The sequence below is a fragment of the Glycomyces sp. L485 genome, from assembly GCF_022548875.1.
Lineage (GTDB): Bacteria > Actinomycetota > Actinomycetes > Mycobacteriales > Micromonosporaceae > Glycomyces.
Genome location: NZ_JAKZEW010000021.1, coordinates 36,548 through 58,026, shown reverse-complemented (window position 1 = coordinate 58,026; position 21,479 = coordinate 36,548). Strand labels below are relative to the sequence as shown.

At 65.6% G+C, this 21,479-nt stretch carries 20 protein-coding genes; 18 read left to right on the top strand and 2 right to left on the bottom strand.

Annotated elements, in window-relative coordinates; translation table 11 throughout:
• Window positions 1–124: 124 nt before the first annotated feature.
• The 16 genes from L0U85_RS12205 to L0U85_RS12130 all read left to right on the top strand — a co-directional run bounded on the left by L0U85_RS12205 (window position 125) and on the right by L0U85_RS12130 (window position 18,710).
• Complete coding sequence (locus tag L0U85_RS12205) at window positions 125–3,970, top strand: BREX-1 system adenine-specific DNA-methyltransferase PglX (RefSeq protein ID WP_241378037.1); 3,846 nt, start codon at window positions 125–127, stop codon at window positions 3,968–3,970.
• Between the two features lie 149 nt (window positions 3,971–4,119).
• Window positions 4,120–4,917: a hypothetical protein gene (locus L0U85_RS12200; protein ID WP_241378036.1), complete on the top strand. Its 798-nt coding sequence runs from the start codon at window positions 4,120–4,122 to the stop codon at window positions 4,915–4,917.
• Window positions 4,904–5,377: a type II toxin-antitoxin system VapC family toxin gene (locus L0U85_RS12195; protein WP_241378035.1), complete on the top strand. Its 474-nt coding sequence runs from the start codon at window positions 4,904–4,906 to the stop codon at window positions 5,375–5,377. The genes L0U85_RS12200 and L0U85_RS12195 overlap by 14 nt, the downstream gene beginning before the upstream one ends.
• Window positions 5,378–5,549: 172 nt before the next feature.
• Window positions 5,550–6,371, top strand: coding sequence for a DUF5753 domain-containing protein (locus tag L0U85_RS12190; RefSeq protein ID WP_241378034.1), 822 nt, complete (start codon window positions 5,550–5,552; stop codon window positions 6,369–6,371).
• Complete coding sequence (locus tag L0U85_RS12185; RefSeq protein WP_241378033.1) at window positions 6,368–6,553, top strand: DUF397 domain-containing protein; 186 nt, start codon at window positions 6,368–6,370, stop codon at window positions 6,551–6,553. Before L0U85_RS12190 ends, L0U85_RS12185 begins: the two co-directional genes overlap by 4 nt.
• Window positions 6,554–6,997: 444 nt before the next feature.
• Entirely contained in the window at window positions 6,998–7,315 is a 318-nt protein-coding gene (locus tag L0U85_RS12180; protein ID WP_241378032.1) for a hypothetical protein, read from the top strand.
• Window positions 7,312–7,629 (top strand): hypothetical protein, encoded by a 318-nt coding sequence (locus L0U85_RS12175; protein WP_241378031.1) that lies wholly within the window; start codon window positions 7,312–7,314, stop codon window positions 7,627–7,629. Before L0U85_RS12180 ends, L0U85_RS12175 begins: the two co-directional genes overlap by 4 nt.
• Before the next feature lie 561 nt (window positions 7,630–8,190).
• On the top strand, window positions 8,191–8,625 hold the full coding sequence (locus L0U85_RS12170; protein ID WP_241378030.1) for a hypothetical protein: 435 nt from the start codon (window positions 8,191–8,193) through the stop codon (window positions 8,623–8,625).
• 33 nt (window positions 8,626–8,658) lie between these two features.
• Window positions 8,659–9,651 (top strand): hypothetical protein, encoded by a 993-nt coding sequence (locus tag L0U85_RS12165; RefSeq protein ID WP_241378029.1) that lies wholly within the window; start codon window positions 8,659–8,661, stop codon window positions 9,649–9,651.
• Window positions 9,648–10,313: a hypothetical protein gene (locus L0U85_RS12160; protein WP_241378028.1), complete on the top strand. Its 666-nt coding sequence runs from the start codon at window positions 9,648–9,650 to the stop codon at window positions 10,311–10,313. Before L0U85_RS12165 ends, L0U85_RS12160 begins: the two co-directional genes overlap by 4 nt.
• A gap of 377 nt (window positions 10,314–10,690) precedes the next feature.
• Window positions 10,691–14,404 carry a DISARM system helicase DrmA gene (drmA, locus tag L0U85_RS12155; RefSeq protein WP_241378027.1) on the top strand — a complete coding sequence of 1,238 codons (3,714 nt, stop codon included), beginning with the start codon at window positions 10,691–10,693 and terminating at the stop codon, window positions 14,402–14,404.
• A 3-nt stretch (window positions 14,405–14,407) separates the two neighbouring features.
• Entirely contained in the window at window positions 14,408–16,255 is a 1,848-nt protein-coding gene (locus L0U85_RS12150; RefSeq protein ID WP_241378026.1) for a DUF1998 domain-containing protein, read from the top strand.
• Window positions 16,246–16,998 (top strand): DISARM system phospholipase D-like protein DrmC, encoded by a 753-nt coding sequence (drmC, locus tag L0U85_RS12145; RefSeq protein WP_241378025.1) that lies wholly within the window; start codon window positions 16,246–16,248, stop codon window positions 16,996–16,998. Before L0U85_RS12150 ends, drmC begins: the two co-directional genes overlap by 10 nt.
• Before the next feature lie 355 nt (window positions 16,999–17,353).
• Window positions 17,354–17,944 carry a 2'-5' RNA ligase family protein gene (locus L0U85_RS12140; RefSeq protein ID WP_241378024.1) on the top strand — a complete coding sequence of 197 codons (591 nt, stop codon included), beginning with the start codon at window positions 17,354–17,356 and terminating at the stop codon, window positions 17,942–17,944.
• Complete coding sequence (locus L0U85_RS12135; protein ID WP_241378023.1) at window positions 17,907–18,158, top strand: hypothetical protein; 252 nt, start codon at window positions 17,907–17,909, stop codon at window positions 18,156–18,158. The genes L0U85_RS12140 and L0U85_RS12135 overlap by 38 nt, the downstream gene beginning before the upstream one ends.
• 261 nt (window positions 18,159–18,419) lie before the next feature.
• A complete protein-coding gene (locus L0U85_RS12130; RefSeq protein ID WP_241378022.1) occupies window positions 18,420–18,710 on the top strand; it encodes a DUF2695 domain-containing protein in 291 nt (96 codons plus the stop codon).
• Window positions 18,711–18,793: 83 nt separating this feature from the next.
• Here the strand turns inward: L0U85_RS12130 and L0U85_RS12125 are convergent, their stop codons facing one another.
• The gene (locus L0U85_RS12125; RefSeq protein WP_241378021.1) at window positions 18,794–19,189 is read right to left on the bottom strand and encodes a transposase; all 396 of its coding nucleotides are present in this window, start codon (window positions 19,187–19,189) and stop codon (window positions 18,794–18,796) included.
• Between the two features lie 132 nt (window positions 19,190–19,321).
• Between L0U85_RS12125 and L0U85_RS12120 the strand changes: the two genes are divergently transcribed.
• Window positions 19,322–19,666, top strand: a complete 345-nt coding sequence (locus tag L0U85_RS12120; RefSeq protein WP_241378020.1) for a hypothetical protein — start codon at window positions 19,322–19,324, stop codon at window positions 19,664–19,666.
• On the opposite strand, the gene L0U85_RS12115 is transcribed toward L0U85_RS12120, so the two are convergent.
• Window positions 19,647–20,888, bottom strand: coding sequence for an ISAs1 family transposase (locus L0U85_RS12115; protein ID WP_241378019.1), 1,242 nt, complete (start codon window positions 20,886–20,888; stop codon window positions 19,647–19,649). The two genes, L0U85_RS12120 and L0U85_RS12115, sit on opposite strands and share 20 nt — an antisense overlap.
• 188 nt (window positions 20,889–21,076) lie before the next feature.
• On the opposite strand from L0U85_RS12115, the gene L0U85_RS12110 reads away from it, so the two are divergent.
• Window positions 21,077–21,376, top strand: coding sequence for a hypothetical protein (locus tag L0U85_RS12110; protein ID WP_241378018.1), 300 nt, complete (start codon window positions 21,077–21,079; stop codon window positions 21,374–21,376).
• Window positions 21,377–21,479: the final 103 nt, after the last annotated feature.

The window sequence follows — 21,479 nt, the reverse complement described above, 5'->3', positions numbered from 1 at the left end:
GACCGGGCTGCACTTCCCGGCCGAGCCCGGCCAGGCGGTCGACGGCATCGAACCGGTCCACATCGGCCAGCACGACACCACCGTCAGTCCCGACTTCACCCTGCACGACGGCGACGACCCCCGCATGGTCGGCCTGATCGTCCCGCCCCGCCACCATCCCGCCAAACGGATCAGCGGCGAGACCTGGACGGCCGCGCCGATCGACCGCCTGCTGCGGCTGTGCGCGGCGAACAAGACCGAACTGGGCATCGCCACCGACGGCCGCTTCCTCGCCCTCGTCTACGCCCCCGCCGACGGCGCGAGCGCCTACGGCGTCTTCGACACCATGACCATCGTCGAAAGCGGCGACCAGCTCGTACTGCGCGCGCTGTTCAGCCTCCTGAACCGCCGCCGCTTCACCGACTACGAACCCGAGCAGCAGCTCCCGGCGTTGTTCCGACGATCGGCCGAGAAGGAGGAGGAACTCACCGAGACGCTCGGCGTCCAGGTCCGCCGCGCCGTCGAGCTCCTGGTCGAGGCGATCGGCCGAGCCCACAAGGCCAAGAAGGCCCGCGACGGCGTCGGCATCACCGTCGCGACCCCGGACGGCACCCGCCGCCTGGTCGAGGCCGACGAGGTCTACCGCGGCGCGGTCACGATCATGATGCGCCTGGTGTTCCTGCTCTTCGCCGAGGAACGCCGCCTCCTGCCCGCCGACAACCCGCTCTACGCCGAGTCCTATTCGGTGAGCGAAGCCGCCAGACTGCTGCGGGACATGGCCGACGCAGGCAGTGAAGCCCACCTGGAGCAGAGCCACCGGGCCTGGATGCGGCTGCTCGGGCTGTTCAACGCCGTCCACCGCGGCGTCGACACCGCCGAGCTGTCCATCCCCGCATACGGCGGCTCCCTGTTCGACCCCGACGCGCACCCGTGGCTGACCGACCCGCAGCAGCCGCTTCACATCGACAACCGGACCATCCACAACGTGCTGAAGTCCGTCACGACGGTCTGGATGAGCGCCGGACGGCAGCGGTCTCCCAGATCCCTCAACGGACTCCAGCTCGCCGACCCCAAGCGCCGCCCCAAGGGCGAGTATCGGACGGTGAACTTCGACCGTCTCGGCGTCGAGCAGATCGGCTACGTCTACGAAGGCCTGCTCGCCTGGGAAGGGCGCTGGTCGACCGAGGTCGTCGTGGGGCTCATCGGCACCGAGAGCAAGGAGGCCGAGGTCCCCCTGCGCGAGCTGGAGGCCATGCGCGAGAGAGTCGGCGACGATGTCGAAGCGCTGGCCTCGGCGCTGCACGAACGGTTCGAGAAGGACGACAAGACGGGGATCGGCACGGCCAAGGCCATCGCCAAACTGCTCGCGCCCATGGACGGCGAGCAGCGCGAGCGGGCCGAGCGGGACTTGCTCGCCGTCACGGACAACGACCCGGAGCTGACGGCGAAGCTGCTGCCGTTCTACGGGATCATCCGGGCCGACCTGCGCGGGCAGGCGACGGTGGTCCTGCCCGAGACGCTGTACATGACCGAGTCGGCGCTGCGCGGCAACACCGGCGCGCACTACACGCCGCGCAAGCTCGCCGACGAAGTCGTGAAAGGCGCTCTGGAACCGCTTGTGTATGAGCCGGGCCCGCTCCAGACTGCCGATGAGGATGCTTGGAAGCCCAAGGGCAGCAAGGACATCCTGAGCCTCAAAGTCGCCGACATCGCGATGGGATCGGCCGCGTTTCTCGTGGCCGCCTGCCGGTTCCTGGCCGAACATTTGCTGGAGGCGTGGCGGATCGAGGGCGACCCGCGCGGATCGGTCACCGAGGATAGCGACGAAGGTGGCTCGGCCGAGGACCCGAACCTGATCGAGGCTCGCAGGCTCATCATCGAGCACTGCCTGTACGGCGCCGACATTAACCCCGCCGCGGTCGAGATGGCGAAGCTGTCACTGTGGCTCGTATCCATGGACAAGGACCGGCCGTTCACCTTCCTGGACGACCGGCTCGTCTGCGGCGACAGCCTGCTCGGCATCACGACGGTCGAGCAGCTGGAGTACATGCACCTCAACCCGGCCGAAGGCCGGAAGCTGCACGAGGGAACCGTCCTGGACTTCACGGCTCGTATCCGCGAGATCAGGGCTGAAGCCGCGGAGAAGCGAAGGGCCATAGCCGAGATCGGCGACTCCAGCACGGCCGACCAGGAACGGAAGCGCGAGCTACTCACGCGGGCGAGAGAACTCACCGAAGAGGCGAGCCGCTACGCCGACCTCCTGACCGGAGCCGGACTCGCGGCGAGCGTCAAGCGATCCGGATCGAAGGACCCGAACCGCCGCGACGACATCGCGAGGGATGAGGACCGGCGTAAGGAGAACCTGTGGCTCATCGCCGCCGAGCTGGGGAACGATCAGAGCGAGTTCGGGCGCGAGAAGCTGGAACGCCAAGCGGCACAGTGGTTGCGAATCGACCAGCCGAAAGGGGCGTTCGACCGAGACCCGATCCACTGGCCCCTGGTTTTCCCAGAGGTGTTTGAGGCTGGCGGGTTTGACGCTATCGTCGGTAATCCGCCGTTCCTTGGGGGGAAGAAGATTACGGGGAACGTCGGGACTGCATATCGTGAGTATCTTGTCGAGTGCGTCGGGAGAGGAGTGAGGGGACATGCTGATCTGGTTGCATACTTCCTACTTCAATCTGCGGACCTTCTCTCTTCGACTGGTCACGCAGGTCTGATCGGGACAAATACGTTGGCGCAAGGTGACACTCGGGAAGTGGGGCTTGACAGGATTGTAGCAGAGGGCGCTACGATTCGATCGGCGGTTAAGAGCGAAAGGTGGCCATCAAGGTCCGCGGTTCTAGAGTATTGCATTGTATGGACCTCCAAGTCAAAGGTTGGCGCTGAGGGACTCCGGCTACTTGATGGACAGCACGTGACAGGTATTGGCTCAGCGCTGGATCGAATTTCTAGGGTTCGCGGTGATGTAAATCGACTGGTTGTTAATCAAGATCAATCGTTTATCGGTTCATACGTTCTAGGTATGGGATTTACTCTAGATCCTATAGATGCTCAAGCGTTGATCGAGAAGGATCAAAAGAATACCGGAATCCTCTTCCCCTATCTCAATGGTCAAGACCTGAATCAACGCCCTGATGGATCTGCGAGTCGCTGGGTGATCAATTTCCATGATTGGGAAGAGGAGCAAGCCCGAGGCTACCCAGAGTGCTACGCGCAGGTGGAGCGAGAGGTAAAATCAGAGCGGCTAGCCAAAGCTGACAGCGCCGTAGCCGAATTTCCTTGGTGGCGCTACTGGCGGTCGCGTGACAATCTGTATGAGACGATCTCAGGGTTGGATCGGGTGATTGTGCTTACCCGGGTGAGCAAGGTGGTCATGCCGATGATGGTTCCGACAGGGCAGGTGTTTTCAGAGAGGATTGTCGTCTTCGCTTCCGAGGACACTGGTTTTCTGGCATACCTTTCCAGTGCTCCGCATTATTGGTGGGCCATTACGCGCAGCTCGACGCTAGAGACTCGGACAAACTACACGCCATCCGATGTGTTCGAGACGCTCCCGCGGCCCGAGATATCTGAGGAGCTCCGCAGGGTCGGTGATCGGCTTGATTCGGAGCGCCGGGAGTTGATGCTGGCTCGGCAGGCTGGGCTCACCGACGCCTACAACATGGTTCATGACCGGGCCAACGCCGATGCCGACATCGCGAACCTTCGTGAGCTTCACCGGCTGATCGATGAGGAGGTGTGCCGGTGCTACGGCTGGGATGATCTGATCCCCGAACTCGCTCACGATCACTACGACACTCGTCAGGGCGTCCGGTACACGATCGCGCCCGGTCCCCGTCAAGAGATCTTGGATCGGTTGCTCGAAGAGAACCAGCGTCGCTATGCCATCGAAGTCGAGCAAGGACTCCACTCCAAGAAGACCCCGAAGAAGGCAGCAGGCAAGACGGCCAAGGCCAAACCTGAGTCTCCCGGGCAGGGCAGTCTGTTCTGATTCGGCGGAGCTGGCGCGAATACGTATCGGTAGCCCAGTAAGGAATCTTCCGGTCTGCAAGTCTGATACTGCCCAGACGAGCATGAAGTTCACGGGATCGCAGTAGTTCGGGGGTTCCGGACAGTGACCATCTGTGGGACCATCGACTCATGGCCAGCGAGCTGAAGATCTACCTGCCGGGTGCCCAGGCCTCGGGTGATGCTCGGCGCGCGCTGAAGATCATGGACGGCATCTTCGACGTTCTGGACAAACTCGACGCCTCAGAGCTCAGGGATCAGAGCGAACACGTCCAGTGGCGCTTCACTCAGCTCGGTGTCGGCAGCGTCAATGCCTGCACCGCGATCGAGGAACCCCGACCGAATCAGTCGCTGGAAGAGGCCGAATCGCTCCTTCCTCTATTCGTCTTGGGGCTGAAGTTCGCCCAGGAGAACGCGTCCATCCCGAAGGGCTGGGACTACGACGCCGCCAAGAAGGCTCGGACGGTGTTCAAGGCGCTCGGAGAGCTGCGCGTAGAGCTTCAGGTCATCGGTGATGATGCGACTGAGCCCTGCATCATCACCCGGGAAGCGGGCCTGAACCTCGACAAGGCGCTCCAGGCCAAGATGGAGACCATCGGCTCCTTGACCGGGAGACTCGAGTCGGTCAACTTCCACGACGGGAAACGCGAGGCCCGGCTGTGGCTGGAGGCTCCGAAGCGGGCGGTGACGGTGCAGTTCGAGGACGAGCAAGCGGACCAGGTCACGGCCGCGCTGCGCAAGCGTGTGCAGGTCAGCGGCGTGATTCAACGTGACCGGACGCGCCAGGCGCAATCGATCAAGCTGCGTTCCCTCCGGGTCATGAAGGGCCCCGAGCGCTCGACGCTGACGGCCCTCGACGGCGCATTCCCCGATCTCACTGGTGGGCAGACTGTGGACGAATACCTGGAGGAGCTGCGTGGCACGTCCTGACCCCCCGAATCGCATCTACCTTGACTCATGCATCCTGATCGCCTACCTCAACGGAGAACCCCACCCCGACGTCCCGCGCCTTATGAAGGCGCTGCTCAGCGGGAAGTACGAGGCGGCCGTGAGCGGCCTCCACTACGTTGAGGTGACCAAGCCGCGGGCCCGGCCGTTCGACCAGGAATTCGAGGACCGATCGATGGAAATGGTCGAAGCCTCCTGCTTCAAGATGATCGACCTGGGGCCCGATATCCAAATCCGCGCTCGCCGGTACGCGCTCCACGAATCCCTGAAGCCGGCCGACGCGATCCACCTTGCGGCGGCGGTGGTCGGTGAATGCGATGTCCTCATGACACTCGATGGGCGGCTGCAGAGTCGTTACGGCCAGACGAGATTCGTCGATGGCGTGTGGATCGACGAGGTGTACCTGCCCTGGCCGGAGACGGGCGCGCTTCCAGGGCTGTAATGAGTGGACCGGGCACCGGTATCGCACAGAGGGATCGCCGCGAAGCGGTCACCGGCCTCTGTCGGATTCTCGACAAGACGTGGGTTACGTAGGCGGGTTACGTCGATCCGGGTGTCGGAAACGCTGTTCAGAGGGTTGTGGTGGTTGTAGTCGATCTGCCACTATCCGTGTCATGAGCACGAAGGCCTTCCTGACCAACATCCAGATTGCACGGTTGCTCGTGCAGTACCGCCAGCGGTCGAGGTACACCCACAAACGCGCGGCCGATCAGCTCAAGATGAGCATCACGAAGATCCGGGACCTCGAGCACGCCCGCTCGCCCCAGGTCAGGTGGACCGACATGCTCGGCTTCGCGCGCCTCTACGGGCTCAGCCCGGAGGAGACCGAGAACCTGGTGCGGCTGGCCGAATCCTCCGAGACCCCTGACCTGTTCCACTCCTTCAAGATTCCCTCGGTGTTCTTCACCTTCCTCCAGATGGAGCTCACCGCGTCCAAGATCTTGATCTGCGAGTCCGAGCTCATCACCGGCCTGTTCCAGACCGAGGACTACAACGCGGCGATCCGCGACGACAACGCACCCGACCGCAAGGGACCTGCCGGAGCCGCCGGGTTCCGGCGTGACCGCCAGATCAGCTTCATGGAGCGCGACTGGCTCCCCGAGGTCGTCTACATGACCTCGGAAGCGGCCCTGCGGCGTCAGATCGACGGGCCCGAGGTGATGGCCGCCCAACTGGAGCACCTCAAGCAGCTCGACCGGGACTACTCGCTGTTCAAGTTCCTGGTGGTCCCCTTCGGGGCCGGCGCATTCCGATGCGCCGGGAGCGCGTTCGAGATCTTCGAGTTCGAGGGCGGGGAGTTCCCGAAGACGGCCTACCTAGAATCGTTCGAAGGGGCTCGTTACTTCGAGGTCGCCGAGACGGTCGCCTCGTTCCAGAACGCCTTCGACGAGTCCGTCAAGAAGGCCATACCGATTAAGGATTTCCAACTGCTATGACGACAACGAAGTGGCGCAAGTCCAGCCGCTCCGGCAACGGCGACGCTGGCAGCAACTGCGTTGAAGCCCGTGCCACCGGTGCCGGGTTCGAGGTCCGCGACTCCAAGCTGTCCGAGGACTCCCCGGTCTTCGGGCTGGCCCAGGGCGACTTCGTCGCCTTGCTGGCCAACGCGAAGCGCTGAGACCAGCGTCGAACCCATCGGCCCCGACACCTACTGGTGCTGACACACCTCCCAGGTGCCTGAGGCCAGGCAACCGGCGGTACAAGCCGAAGCGCCGACAAGTCCAGACAGATCCACTGCAACCCAGCCGGGGCCCGCGCCAGCAGGTCTCGGCTGCTATTTCGACGACAAGCCATCCGAAGATTCCGCACCTCCAGTGTCGACCATCGACACCTCCCGGCGAAGGCGCTCAACACAGGCCGCCACCTGAACCGAACTGTGCATAGTGTCCAACCGTGTCGAATTAAACCCCAGGTCAGAGGCTTGGAATCGGCAGTCGCCTCCCGTACGGTCGAGGAGTCGATGCGCGGTGGGGTGCGTCGGCGCGGTGAGGGGAGGCGGCTCGGCGCTGCCGTTGGTGGGGCCTCTCCTCACCGGTTTTCACCAGGATCAAACGGAGGCGCCATGACGCGACCACGGACACCGACCGGATTGCTGATCGATGTAGTCGGCGAGATCGACATCGCCGGTCACCCGGCGACGGTTTCCTGGCCCCGCGCCGGGGACGGCGTCGGCATCGACTTCATCGAGTTTGCCGAGGGGCCCGCGCGGTACGGCGTCGTCCTCGAACTCGACAGCGACCCGCGCCTGCGGGTCGAGCCCGATCACGCGGCGCTGCTCGACGTCGAAGAACGGCTGATCGTCCTCGAACAGGTCGCGGCCATCTGGTACCGGGTCAACCCGTTCCCCGAGGCCGCCTGGCGGAGAGGATTCCGACCGTGAGCGCCGAGTCCGAAGAACCGCAGCCCGCTCACCGCCTCGGCGGCTTTCGCTTCGCGAACTCGCTCACCTTCACCGTCTACGGCGATGACGAACACGACCCGAACTCGGTCCGCGTCATGCTCGACGACGGCTCGCAGGAGCCCTACCGCATCCTCACGGTCGAAGGGCTCGGCCGCCTCTTCCCGCCACCCGAGTCGAAGTGGCTCGAAGGCTGGATCGACGCAGGCGACTGCTGGGCCCGCATCATCTACAGCAACACGATCAGCATCGTCCGCAAGGCCAGATCCAGGCAAGGACGCCCCGGCGCGCACTGAGACTCGGGTGCGCCGGTGGGCCGGACCGTTGTCGTCGCTCGCGGTCGGCCGCAACGTTGCCGCGCCCGCCCCCTCCCTCGGCGCAGAGGCGTCTCCGGGCCGATGAGCACCTCCAGTCACATCGGTTCGAACCGCCCGGCGGGGTATCGGCTCCTTCTAGGAGATAGTCGCGTGGCAGGTCTTCCACGAGCGCTTCGTAGATGTCCGAACCCTCGAACAACTCCTTCGCATACGGAGGCGGAGACCCTGTGGGCTCACCGCCTTCGTCCTGGTCGGTGCGGGGCGGCGATCATCGCGACCGTCCACACGGCGAGGACGGCCATCCTCGGAGGCGCTCATTAATTCAGGTGCCCATCGTCTCCTCCGCAACGGCTCGGCATACCGAGTGATACTCGTACCCCTGTAGCGGTGCCGGTGCGGTAACCTGCTGTCGTCGGAAGAACACCCAGTTCATTGCAGGTGATGTGTATCAGCATGATCACGGGTTTTCCAGGATGCAACCCCCAGAACCGCCGATACACCGCGATCCAGCGGACACACACGCCCGAAGAGGAGGCCGCTATGTCGGGAATCATGGCCGACCCGGAGAAGATCCACCACGCAGGGCGCTACCTCAAAGAGCTTGCGGAGGATGTCGAGGCGGCCGCCGACATCCTCACGCAGTACGACGAGCCGGCCCTGTTCCGTTGCGGTGCAGCCGAGGAGTCTTCAATGCTGCATACCTGGCGAAACCTTCGGGACGGCTTCGGCAACGTCCTCGAGGCCTTCATCGAGAACCTCCAAGAGCACGGCGAGGCACTTCAGACCCAGGCAGATGCCTACGACGGCGCAGACGCCGCAAGCGCAAGCGAACTCGACAGGATCGCATACGACGAATTGCGAACCGAATTCGAGGAGAGCGAAGCCGACCGCGAGGACACCCGCGTAACAGAGATCGACGACACCGACAAGGCCACTGTCGTCGAGACCGAGGACGGCGACGTCCGAATCTACTGAGCTGCAACGATACAGGTGCCATGAGGAGCCCCAATGCCAGTACACAAGGTGGCGGACGCGCCGTCCCGCCCCTACCTTGACTCCGAATACTCGGAAGACAACATGGACTTGGCCTGGAGCGAGTTCTCCAAGGCGTTCGTGCATGCCTGCATCGCACAGGCGCTACGAAAGGCCAACGACACCATCGCCTCCAACTTCCACATCCCAGGGGTCTCGGACTTCCTGTTCAACCTCGTCGGCTCGGAGTACAACGGTGTCGGGTACCCGTATGTCGACTTCGAGGACGGGAAGACGATCGCCGGGGTGAACACCACCGACGGGAGCGCCGCCGCCTCGGGCGTCCACCGGGCGTTCCAGGAGTTCTCCGAGCAGGAAGAGGGGGATGTGGCAGCGACCCACGAGGCCGTCTTGAGATTCGTGCGCGCGCTCGACATGGAGGCGCCCGAGTCCTCGAACCGACGTGTCATCGACGATGTCAAGAGCGACCTCGATGAGGAGAACTGGGAGTCGGACCGGGCACGGCTCTTCCGCGAGATGGTGACGAACGAGATCGAAGGCGTCATCGCCCGAATCCACAACACGGCGGGCTTCCTCGCCGCCCACATGCAGATCTACGAGGACACTCTGCACACCGCGCGTTCGGACGTATACCGCCTCTTGGTAGAGGCGATCGGCGCTTGCCACGACCTCGCCGACAACGCCAAACCCGATGCCGGGATCACCTACTCGACCGTCGCGGGATTCGCCGCCCCCGCGATCGCTGCCGAGATGACCAAGGCGACCGTGGTGAGCCTGATCGGAACCGCCGCGGACCTGGTGAATAAGGAATCCGAGGAGGTCAACCTCGACTCGAATGATGTGCACGGCATCCTGGGCCAGATCGATTCGGGGATCGCGGGGATCATCGAGGCCGCTGATGACGCGTTCGCGTCCAGTCGGTCGGAGATCGATGAGTACTTCTCCGACTTCACGGGGCTACCGCTGTACAAGCTAACGCTTCCCGAACCCGGTTCGGTGTTCGGATGACCGGCAAATTCTCGATCACCAAGGTCGGCCTGCTCAAGCTCGGGCTCCTCGCCGGGGCACTGCTCATCGTCGCTGCCGTGCTCTACGAAGGTATTTCCTGGAGGCCACAGGGGCAGGAATCGCCGGACGATCGAGCGTTCGGCTCGACCGGCACCGAGTGCGAGGATCTCCAGCTCGACCAGTACAGCGACTTGATCGCACCGATTTATCTCCCCTGGGGGGAGCCGACCGAACGGCATACAAACGAGCGGCCAGGGTACGCGTCGGTCACCTGCTACTCACAGACCACCGTCACCGAAGACCTCTGCGCCGAAGTCCAGTCCGACGACTGCATCGACTGGTACAGCGAGCCGATCTCCATTCTGAACCAGTTGTACGTGAGGGTCGAGTACCACGAGAACGCCCGCGAAGCGGCCGACTCGCTAGACATCGGATACGAGCCGGTGACTCCTTCGAAGACCTGGGACGAGGTCTACGAATCGACCAGCGAACGCTCGTGGGGCGAACAGGTGGAGCTGGTCTCGATCTTCCGCGCCGACAACATGACCATCGAACTGCAAAGCATCATCGGGAAACCCATACAGACCGAAGCCATCATCGACGAGGTCTTCAAGGCCCACTCCTCGCTCGCCGAGTCGATCGCTCAGGCTGCCGAGCTGTGACCGTCCAGCCCGTCGGCCTAAGCCTCTCGCTCCCTTCGACAATGCTCAGCGCTAGTGCGGTTTCAGGTTGCACGGACCTGGCAGCGGCGTCTTTCGGCTCGGTGGCGTCCAGGCCCCGGACGCGGCTCCCAGACGGCGGCTCGCCCGAGGCCGAGAACAGTCTCCGATCCATGTGTCCACCTCCCGAGGTTTCGCATGGGCGACGAGCAGTGCCACCACATCGGCCGAGACTGAACGGCTGAACGGGGACCAGATTAAGCAGCCGTGTTCAGCAGTGCGACACAACCGAGCATCGCCATGTCGATCCGGGCCACGCATGTCGGACCGGTCGTGCAGAATGTTGAACGGTAGCCGTCGGCAATCGAGAACGGAGGGCCATGGCCAGCCCATCTCAGCCCCCAGATCCCAATCCGCAGCCCAGTCCGGCCGAGATGCTGCACGGCGCACAGCACTTCGAGGAGGCCACCTCGTTCGGCGTCCGCGACGGCCTGATCGAATACCTGAACCGCGACCTCCTCGGCCCCTGGGACGGCGACACCGAGACATTCCGCAACGAGACCCCGCGCGGACGCTACCTGGTCGGCCAACTCGGCCCCAAGACCCTCCGCGGCGAAGCCCCCACCGATGACGACGACCCCGCCAACGACCCCGACGAGCAAGACGACGGTGACAGCGGCACCGCCGGAACCGAGGACGCCGAGCTTCCCGACCGGACCCCTCCCGTCGACGCCGGACGCCTCTGGGCCTCCAGCATGGGCCTGTCGTTCAAGGTCTCCCGAGAGACCGACTCCGTCCACGTCACCGCCGACTGGGGACAGTACGAGAAGGTCACCGTAGAAGACGAGGACGGCAAAGGCAGGCGCACCTGGCAGCGCACCCCGGTCCGATACGAGCGCGAGATCCCGCTTGAACCGGGAACCCGGCGCCTGGCGCTGACCGGCTCGTCCCCGGACGAGGCCTGCGTGCTCCTCCACATCGAAACCCGCCACCGCGACGACTGCGCCGTGGTCGACGTCAGCCTCGTCAACGGCCGACGCGAACCCCGCCACAACGCCGACGAGGCCTGGCTGTTCCAGCCCCGATTGACCATCCGCGCCCGCGACGGCGCCGCGCCGATCTTCCTGCCGCTGGACGACCCGCTGGCCGACCAGGTGCCGGACGCGGCGACCGAGGACGCCGAAGAGATGCACCTGCGCCTGCTCTACCGCAACCGGCTCCAATACGTCATGGGCCGCAACGTGGCCGCCAGGGCCGAGACCGTCGAGAACGGCCGCCGGGCCCACCGGCTCGTCACCGAATGGGTCCCGGTGACCGACGTCCCCGGCACCTCGGCACCGTCCCCTGAGGAGTCCGAGCACCTGGCGGGCCTGGAGCTGTCCATGGCCGCCCTCGCCGAAGCCGACACCGCCGCCCTGAAGACAGGGCTCGCACCGCTGGCCGACGGGTACGCGGCATGGCTCGACGAGCAGGCCGACCGCCTCGACGCGCTGCCCGCACAGCTACGGCCACACGCCGAGGAGGCCCTGCTCAAGGCCCGGAAGATCGCGAAACGCATTGCCGCGGGCGTCCACCTGCTCACCGACGACGGTCTCGAACTGCACCACGACTCCCTGCGGGCGTTCAGGTTCGCACAGAAGGCCATGCTCGATCAGCGCATCCACACCCAGGTCGCCGCACGGCGGGCCGCCACCGGAGAGGACTTCCCGACCGCGCTGGCCGCCATCGAGGCGAAAGGCGCCCGAGCCGCCTCCTGGCGGCCCTTCCAGCTGGCGTTCCTGCTGCTGAACTTGGCCGGTCTGGCCGACCCGGGCCACAAAGAGCGGCAGGCCACCCGCCAGGGCCTGGTCGACCTGCTGTTCTTTCCGACCGGCGGCGGCAAGACCGAGGCCTATCTCGGCCTGGCGGCGTTCACCCTCGCCATGCGCCGCCTCCAGGGCGTCACCGGGTCGGGGGAGGACGCCCGCGACGCCGCCGCCGGGGTAGCGGTGTTCATGCGTTACACCCTGCGCCTGCTCACCTCTCAGCAGTTCCAACGGGCCTCGTCGCTCGTCTGCGCGGCAGAGCTGCAGCGCCGGTCCGAACCGGCGGTGTACGGCGAGGAGCCGTTCCGGATCGGCCTGTGGGTGGGCATGAAGGTCACGCCCAACACCTTCCAGGAAGCCGCCGACGACATCGCCGAAATGAAGGACACCGGCCGCACCACCGGGTCGAGGGTCCTCCAGTTGCAGGCGTGCCCCTGGTGCGGAGAGCCGTTCGACCCCAACACGATCGAAGTGGACCTGGTCCGCCAGCGAGTCCTGGTCTACTGCTCCCGCAACAACGGCAGCGCCGACCGCTGCCCGTTCTCGAGGCGGGACTCCCCTGGCGAAGGTGTCCCGGTGGTGAGCGTGGACGAGGAGATCTACCGGCTCCTGCCCGCGTTCATGATCGCCACGGTCGACAAGCTGGCGCAACTGCCGTGGAAGGGCGAGGCGGGGATGCTGTTCGGCCTGGTCGACAGCCGCTGCCCCCGCCACGGCTACCGGCATCCCGACCTCGACGGCAAGGTCGACTGCGGAGGCCGCCACAACGCCGCCGGAAGCCACCCGGCCGTGACCAGCGAACCGGTCGTGCGGCCTCGGCCGTGGGACCTGATCATCCAAGACGAGCTGCACCTCATCTCGGGGGCACTGGGCACCAGTGTCGCCCTGTTCGAGTCGGCCGTGGACTACCTGCTGCAATGGCCGCTTCCCGACGGCCGCACCGCGGGCCCGAAGATCGTCGCCTCCACCGCCACCACCAAACGATCGGCCTCGCAGGTGCGCGGCATATACAACCGGGACGTGGCGCTGTTCCCGCCCCCGGTGCTCGACATCGAGGACACGTTCTTCTCAAGACAAGATCCGGTCTCGGAGGAGACCCCCGGGCGCCGTTACCTCGGGCTGTGCGCTCACGGCGTGCGGCTCAAGCAGGCCGAGATCCGGCTGTGGGACACGCTTCTGATCGCCGGGCAGGCCCAGTTCGACCGCTACGGAGCGCCCGCCGACCCCTACATGACACCGGTCGGCTACTTCAACGCCACCCGCGAGCTGGCCGGCATGCGCCGCTACCTCGACGACGACGTGTCCATCAGGATCCACCGCTCCCGCGACGGCTTCCCGCAGCGACTGATCGGCTCCGAAACGCTCAAGGTCACCGAGCTGACCTCGCGCATCGCCTCCAAGGACATCGCCGCCACCCTCGCGGACCTGGAGGTCGGATTCGATCCCGAGTGCGACACCAGCGTTCGAAAACGCGGCTGGCGCTCGGAGCGGATGGAGGCCAGACGCCAACGCCGCGAGACCGACCCACGCGCCGTCGAGCTGAGCGAACGCGAACCGCGAACCGGCGCGGTACTGGCGACATCGATGCTGCAAGTGGGCGTCGACGTCTCCCGGTTCGGGCTCATGGTCGTCACCGGGCAGCCCAAGAACACCGCCGAGTACATCCAGGCGTCCTCCCGCGTCGGCCGCGACGCCGCCCGGCCCGGGCTCGTGGTGACCCTCTACAACTGGACCCGGCCGCGCGACCTCGACCACTTCGAGGACTTCTTCCACTACCACGCCGGCTTCTACCGGCAGGTCGAGGCGTTGTCGGTCACGCCGTTCACCCGCCGCTCGCTCGACCGCGGCGCCACCGGCACCCTGGTCGCGGCGATCCGCCAGAGCAGCCGCGACGCCTCGCCGAACCCGGCGGCGGCCGCCTTCGACCGCACCTCCCCGGAGGTGCGACTCGCAGTCGACCTCCTGGCCGAACGGGCCGAGGACGTGACCGGAGCCGCCGGGAGCTACCTGCGAGAGCGGGCCGAATTCCTGTTCAACGCCTGGGAAGAGGAGCGAAGCCGCGGCGGCCTGGTCTACCGCGCCGGACAGGGCCAGACCAACCGCAACGGCCTGCTCGAACCCGCCGACGGCTCCGAGTGGGGCCCTCGCACCGTCGCGAACTCGATGCGCGAAACCGAAGGAGAGGCGAAACTGGTGTTCCCCAGACCGGCAGAACTGCTCGCGCCGCCGACCGGGCTGCCGCAGTGGACGTACCCGCAGGCCGCCGGCCAGAGCAAGGACGGGGACTAGCACATGACCTCCAAAGCACCCATCCGCGAAGTCGGCTCGGCCCGGCCCAGCCACCTCATGTTCACCGGCGGGATCGGAGCGATCATCGACCTCCCGAACGTCGCCGCGCTCGTCGGCGGGCTCGAAGACTGGGAACCGCACTACCGCGACGACAACCGCGCGGTGATCGAACCGCGCCTGCTGGCCGAGACCCGGCGCCGTCTCGGCCGCAGCGTCAGAGAACTGCGACTCGTGCCGCTGTCCGACGAGGACGAGCGCAGCGCAGTCGGCGTGCCGGTGCAGCCGTTCCCGGCCTGGCTGCGCTGCACCAAATGCAACCGGCTCAACTCCCTTCACAGCAAGTTCTTCACCTACGTCAACAGCAAACGCGGCCGGCCCGATCTAGCCAGGTTCGTGCACCGGAACTGCGGCGGCAAGACCACCGCCAAGGCCGTCCCGGCCCGCTTCCTGCTCGCGTGCCGCTCGGGTCACCTCGACGAGTTCCCATACGAATGGTTCGTCCACAAAGGCGGATCCTGTCCGAAAGCGGAGCACCCGCACCTGCGAATGGACGACCGAGCGGGAAACCGCGCGGTCAACGTCCGCATCAAGTGCGAATCGTGCTCGGCAGAGAGGAACCTCCGCGAAGCCATGGGCGCCGCCGGCAGGGACCACCTACCCGCCTGCCGAGGCCGCCACCCCCACCTGCGCACCCCCGCGAACTGCCGCGAGGAGCTCCAGCCGCTCATCGTCGGCGCCTCCAACCTCTGGTTCCCCCAGACGGTCTCGGTGCTGTCCGTTCCTCCCGACGACACCGACCGTCTCAAAGGGCTCGTGGCCGAACACGCCGAGAGCCTCCAGATCGTCGAGAACTTCACCGCCGAACAGATCGCAGGGCTCATGCGCTCGCTGCCGGAGCTCAAGCCGTTCCGGGAATTCGACGCCGCCGACCTCCGCGCCGCCATGGACGCCCACACGCCGACCCCGTCGGCCGGCAACGAGATCCCCGACCTGCTCGAACCCGAGTGGAAGGCGTTCACCGCGGCCCGCCTGCCTGAGGACGCCTACTTCACCGCCGTCCGCGAACCCGGAGGCGTACCGGCCCGACTCAGGCCCTACTTCACCGACGTGGTCCGCGCCGAGCGACTCCGCGAAGTCCGCGCATTCCACGGCTTCACCCGCCTCGACGCCCCCGACCCCGAGCAACCCGACCTGGTGCCCACCGCACCCATCAGCCGCGGCGAACCCACCTGGGCCCCCGCGAGCGAAGTCTTCGGCGAAGGGATCTTCCTGCGCATCGACGCCGACGCCCTGAGCACATGGGAAAGCCGCATCGAATCCACTCCGGCCGTCCAAAGACTGCGGAGCGCGTGGGCCACCTTCCGCACCAAGCGATACTCCGGCCGCCTCCAGGCCGAATTCGACCCGTCCGCCGGATGGCCCGGCGCCGGCTACGTCGTACTGCACACCCTCTCGCACCTGCTCATACGCACCATCGCCCTCGAATGCGGCTACAACTCCGCCAGCCTGGCCGAACGCATTTACAGCAACGGCGACGACCGCGCCGGCATCCTCATCTACACCGCCGTCCCCGACGCCGAAGGCACACTCGGCGGCCTGGTCAGTCTCGCCGAACCCGACCGGCTCACCCGAATCGTCCGGCGAGCCCTCACCGACGCCCAACGGTGCTCGGGCGATCCGGTGTGCGCCGACCACCTGCCCGCCGAACCGTCGGACTCCCTCCACGGCGCTGCCTGCCACTCCTGCCTGTTCGTCTCCGAGACCACCTGCGAACGCGGGAACCGATTCCTGGACCGCCGCTTCACCGTCGATCTCGGCGACGGCCTGTCCTTCTTCACGCCATGGGACTGAGCGACCGCCAAGCACTCGCCGCCAGCGCCGGACGGGTGCGAGAACTCATCGGACCCGCGGCCCTCGCCGCCTGCGCCGCGGACATCGTCTCGGGCACCGAACCGGCGATCATCGCCGCCCGCATCGGCAGGCCCGAAGCCGCCCAGGCCATCGCGAAACTCGCAACGGCCGCGAACACCTGGGGACCCGGACGGGCCGAGGCCTACTTGTACGGGCTGTGCGACGCCGCCCAGGAAAGGAACCAGGCGGCCGAGATCGTACTGACCGGGCCCACCGAACGCAACGTCCCGTTCCGCACGACCCTCAGCGCACTGGTGCATGTCATCGACACCAGCAGACAAGAACTGTGGTTGTCGACTTACTCGGCGAGGCCGCACCGGCCGCTGCTCGAAGCGCTGACCCGAGCCTTGGACCGAAACGTGGCCGTCTCGATCGCGGTCGAGACCCTCGCGGGAGCCGGATCGGCCATCGCCGGATCCGAGCCCGCCCACGCCTTCGCCGAACTCGACGGCGCCCGCCTCTACAGCTGGCCGGCCCGCACCCGCCCCGAGGACGCCAAACTGCACGCGAAGCTCGCCCTCGCAGACGGCGACATTCTGCTGGTGACCAGCGCCAACTTCACCGCCTCGGGCCTGACGAACAATTTGGAGGCCGGTGTACTCCTCACCGGAGGGCCCGGCCCCACACGAGCGGCCGCGTATCTACGGTCCCTGGTCAGGCATGGCACCCTGGAACGGATCTGACCCCGCACCCCTGGCGAGCGGAGCCTCATCGAGGCTTTCCGCCTGCGGCATGGTCGGAGTCGAAGTCGGCCACGAAGCGCTGAATACTGGCTACACCGACGTGGAAGCATACCGTTGGAGTTGATGACGATGGCGAAATCCTTCCCGAACACGGAGCCCGGTCCCCGCACCGCATTGGAGATCCGCGGAGCGGTAGACATCAAGCGCTGTCGCACCACCCGCCGAGGATTGGGGCGCATAGCAAACCGAGGGCGACGGCGTGATCGGTGCCGGAGTGAGTCCTGAGCCGTTTACGAGTCACGTGTCAGCGAGGGAGGGGTTCTGGGTTGCGCTCAGCCTTCGAGACAATCGTGCGATGTCGAAGTACAAGATAGGTCAAACTGCGCTGGTGGCGGTAGTCGATGATGTCGAGCTGCTCGTAGATCGTTGGCGGCAGCGATTCAATTCATCTGCGGCAGCGGGTATGCCCGCCCACGTCACGGTGCTGGTGCCGTTCTTGGACCTCGATCGGATCGATGAGGTGGTGCTCGACGAGTTGACCGCGCTGTTCGCGCGGCAGAATCGGTTCAGCGTCGAATTCGACAGGATCGGGCGATTCCCTGACGTACGGTATCTCGTGCCGACGCCCGACCATCGATTCCGCGAACTGACCGAAGTGGTGTCGGCCAGGTGGCCCGAGGCACCGCCCTATGGTGGCCAGTTCGCGGAAGTGACCCCGCACCTGACGGTGGCCAACGGGCAGCAACCCGAAATCTTCGACGAGGTCGAGGCCGCCATGGAGACGCAGCTTCCTGTTTCGGCGGTGGTGTCGTCGATCAGCCTGTTCGTCAGTGACGGCAGCCGCTGGCATCGCCGCACCGAATTCCCTCTGGCTAGCAAATTACGGAAGGGGCAGAGGAAGCGGACGAGTGATTCCGAAACGGTTCTTTCTGCGCGGGATCCGTGATCCCAAGGCGGCGTTCGTCTTCGTCAACACGCTTGTGACGATGATTCCGGTTTCGATGGCGATCAACATCGTCCTCCTGTACTGGTCGGCGCCCGCCCCGGACTCGTACCATCACGCCACAGTGGTGTCGGTCGAGGTGTGCGAGCGGAGCCCGGAGGTCCTCTGGCTCGGAGCCGAAATTCACGGTGCTCCACCGGCTCCAGCACCGTTTTGACAACTTCGGGAAGAAACTGAGGAATTACCAGATGATCCGATACTGGGATAACCGGTATCGAGGCGGACGAAGGTAGTGAATCGCCTGCTGTGGTTCAATGCGCTCTGCCAGTTGTGGTCCAGCGCCAGAGCCGCAGCTGGCACTCACGATTTCTCGCACCGATACTCTTGTATCTCGTCAGCTCTTCGAGGCCGTGATCGGACTTGTTGAGGAGCCGACTCGGTATCCGTGTGTTTGAAGAGGCTGGGCAGGAGGATTACTGTGCCGAGCAAGGACCGGCGGCGAGAGTTGCGCTGGGCATTCAAGGAGCAGCAGCGGCTGGAACAGTGGGCGACCTTGGGCCTCGATCGGGAGCAGCTCGACCAGCTGTACGAGTTCGTCGATTCCCGGTTGAACACCAGCGGCTGTGACTATTCGCAGCGATTTGCAATCGAGTGGCTTGAAGGCCGGTATCAGGTCGACACGGAGGCGGTACTGGCAGGGTTGAGGGAGCTCGGCGGCTACTGCGACTGCGAGATCATGATGAACACGGATCCGGACCAGACGGTGTAGGACTCCGCTTTGGCCAAGTAGGAGGGCTGGGACCCAACACTGCTTCCTGAAGGGGGTTCGGTCTGGTGGTTCCTCTATATTCGTCAAGCCGCTAGTGTGATTGAGCGCTGGTGTTCTGCACCACGTTTCATGGTGCGGTAGATGACTCGGACCAGCAGGCGCTTGAGGCATCGCAGCGCTTCTCGGTGGGTTTTCCCTTCTTCGCGTTTCCTCAGGTAGGAGGTCCGGCCGGGGCCGTTATTGAGTCGTGATTGGACGATGGTGGCGATGTGCAGGGCGTATCGCATGCGGCGGTCGCCGTTGCGGTTGAGGCGTTGACGCTCGCTCTCTGCCGAGGCGATCTGCCTGGGTGCGGCTCCGGTGAAAGCGGCCAGAGCGTTGTGGGAGTCGAACTGGTCGATGTCGGCGACCGCGCCGATGATGGTGGCCGCGACGACCTGAGCAGGCGACCTACTGGTCACCGTGATCGGCGACCGCATCTAGGTCAGGCAGGCGGCCGAAAGCGATTTCGACACGGCACCGGCTTGGGGGACGGTCATCATCCACGACGGGCGAGACAGCTCCCTTCGTGATGTTCCCGAGGGCACACCTGTGATGGTTAGGGTGGTTTGATGAGCGACCAACGAGCTGATGCGCTCAGCAAGATCCAGCACAAGGTCGACCGGCTCCGACGTCTTGAGGGAGCGCAGGCCCCCGACGTTGTCGTATCCGCGGGCGAGAGGCTGCAACCGCTCGAAGGCGTGCCGGAAGACGTCACGGCCGTGTTCCGTCTGTTCCGGGTGCTCCAAGGCAGTTGTCTGCGATTCGTGCGGCCGGAGTCGATCGCCAGTGCTGAGGCATGGCAGGACCGCGAGGTCGACCCTGTATGTCCGCTGGGCAATCCGCTCGACATCGGGTTCATGCACCTGACTATGCAGGGCGGCTGCGTGTGTGGCTTTAGGTCGTTTTTGGGTTGATTCCCAGGAGATGTAGGGTCGCGGGCTCGTCGCGGTTGTAGCGGCGGGTGGCGGAGGCCAGGTTCGTCTCTCCGGCGCAGTGGAGCAGGCCGATGATCAGGTTGCGCAGGGCGGCCAGGGCCTGGGGTGCTGCGACGCTTCGGGTGGTGCAGGCGTCTTCGGCGAAGGTGCGATCGCGGACGTGGTGGCTGGAATTCTCCACCGCCCAGTGCCGTCTGATGTGGAAGGCCAGGGCGGCTGGAGTGGTGTCCGGGCAGGTCAGGTTGGTGGCGTAGTAGACCGTCTCGCGGGTGGTCTTGCCTTTGACGGTGCGGGTGCGGATGATGCGGATGGCGGTGGCCGCGTGCGGGAGGTGGAAGGATCCGACGGCCACGTCGAGTTCGATGGTGCGCATGCTGCGCAGTTCCCAACGGCCGTGGGCCGCTCGCCTGCGGCGGGAGCGGTCGGGGACGGCGGTCCAGTCCAGGGCTTTCATCTGGGCGAAGAGCGTCGGCTGGTCGGCTTTGACCGCGAAGAGGTAGTGGGCGCGCTTGTCCTCGACCAGCCAGCGGGCGTTGGCGGCGGTGGTGTGGGCGGCGTCGGCCGAGACGACGGTCCCTCTCAGGTCGAGCGGTGCGAGCAGGGGGCCGAAGCACGTGGTCTCGTTTGTACCCTCGGGAACCGGTACCTGAGCGAGGGTGATGCCGCGGGCAGGCTCGAACGCGGAGACGAGTTTCTCCTGTTCGGCGGCGCTGTTCCCGGTGCCGCGCAGGTACTTGCCGTCGACGCACAGCTGCGGCAGCGCTCCTGCGCAGCAGTCACGCTCGATCTGCTCGGCCGCCGAGTCGGCCAGATCGGGCTCGTCTGGGTCACAGGCGCATCCGATCGATCCGGCGGCCAGGGCCGCGTCGGCGGCGCGAGCGGCGACCAACGTTTCCAACGCCGCGACGTCGAGCCCGGTCAGTGCGCGGGCGATAGTGGTCGCGTCCGGGCGGCGCAACGCCCCGGTCACCGACCGGGAGGCCAGACCCAGGACCTCCAGCGTGACCTCGGCAGCGGTGGCGGCCCAATCGGCGATCGCCACCGGATGGGTGTTCCCGCCAGTCATCGCCGCCGCGCACACGCACAGCAGGCCGCTCAAGGGGTAGCGCCGCCCGAAGCGGGACCGGTGATCGGGGAGGTGTTCAAGGCAGGCGAGCAGGTCAGCGCCCAGCTCGGCATACAACGCCCCCAGCTGCTTCAACGCAGGAGGCTCGGGAGAAGATAGACAGGCGGGCATGTGCTCTCTCGATGATCAACTGGCTCAACACCTTCATGATCACCGACGGCACATGCCCGTCATGCATGCACCCGAACCGGTTGCAGCCCAGGCAAACCAAGCAACCGGGAACATCCACTCAATTCACACACACGCAGGCGCCCTGCCTGACTATGCCTGATGACATCCCGGGCTTCCTAGGCGAACCGGTGATTCGAGTCGACCAAGAGGACGGGGGTGTCTACTACCTCAACGGTGACGACTACGCCTTCTATTACTCCCATCCAGAGGAGATCGAAACCTGGGAGTTCGATATGGGCGCCGTCGAGTTCTTCAATGATTTCGTGCTCGGTAGGCGGTATCCGGAACTCATCGAGGTCGTCATGGGGCCGGACGCGTTCGACCGCAGGGACCGCAAGGGGCGCTATGTGGACACCTGGCGTAGATTGCTGGAGCAAGGGGGGCTGCTGTGAAGCACCGCGGGCCGCGAGCCTGATCCCGGTTCGTGTCCGCGAAGACGCTGTCAGTGACTGCCTCGATATGGTTGAGTACCCATCGATCCGAACTCCTCCTGCA

Excerpts from the sequence above, each read along its gene's own strand:
- L0U85_RS12205 (WP_241378037.1), top strand. The coding sequence starts at position 125 with ATGGTCGGCCTGATCGTCCCGCCCCGCCACCATCCCGCCAAACGGATC.
- L0U85_RS12200 (WP_241378036.1), top strand. The coding sequence starts at position 4,120 with ATGGCCAGCGAGCTGAAGATCTACCTGCCGGGTGCCCAGGCCTCGGGT.
- L0U85_RS12190 (WP_241378034.1), top strand. The coding sequence starts at position 5,550 with ATGAGCACGAAGGCCTTCCTGACCAACATCCAGATTGCACGGTTGCTC.
- L0U85_RS12185 (WP_241378033.1), top strand. The coding sequence starts at position 6,368 with ATGACGACAACGAAGTGGCGCAAGTCCAGCCGCTCCGGCAACGGCGAC.
- L0U85_RS12180 (WP_241378032.1), top strand. The coding sequence starts at position 6,998 with ATGACGCGACCACGGACACCGACCGGATTGCTGATCGATGTAGTCGGC.
- L0U85_RS12170 (WP_241378030.1), top strand. The coding sequence starts at position 8,191 with ATGTCGGGAATCATGGCCGACCCGGAGAAGATCCACCACGCAGGGCGC.
- L0U85_RS12165 (WP_241378029.1), top strand. The coding sequence starts at position 8,659 with ATGCCAGTACACAAGGTGGCGGACGCGCCGTCCCGCCCCTACCTTGAC.
- L0U85_RS12160 (WP_241378028.1), top strand. The coding sequence starts at position 9,648 with ATGACCGGCAAATTCTCGATCACCAAGGTCGGCCTGCTCAAGCTCGGG.
- drmA (WP_241378027.1), top strand. The coding sequence starts at position 10,691 with ATGGCCAGCCCATCTCAGCCCCCAGATCCCAATCCGCAGCCCAGTCCG.
- L0U85_RS12150 (WP_241378026.1), top strand. The coding sequence starts at position 14,408 with ATGACCTCCAAAGCACCCATCCGCGAAGTCGGCTCGGCCCGGCCCAGC.
- drmC (WP_241378025.1), top strand. The coding sequence starts at position 16,246 with ATGGGACTGAGCGACCGCCAAGCACTCGCCGCCAGCGCCGGACGGGTG.
- L0U85_RS12140 (WP_241378024.1), top strand. The coding sequence starts at position 17,354 with ATGTCGAAGTACAAGATAGGTCAAACTGCGCTGGTGGCGGTAGTCGAT.
- L0U85_RS12125 (WP_241378021.1), bottom strand. The coding sequence starts at position 19,189 with ATGCGGTCGCCGATCACGGTGACCAGTAGGTCGCCTGCTCAGGTCGTC.
- L0U85_RS12120 (WP_241378020.1), top strand. The coding sequence starts at position 19,322 with ATGAGCGACCAACGAGCTGATGCGCTCAGCAAGATCCAGCACAAGGTC.
- L0U85_RS12110 (WP_241378018.1), top strand. The coding sequence starts at position 21,077 with ATGCCTGATGACATCCCGGGCTTCCTAGGCGAACCGGTGATTCGAGTC.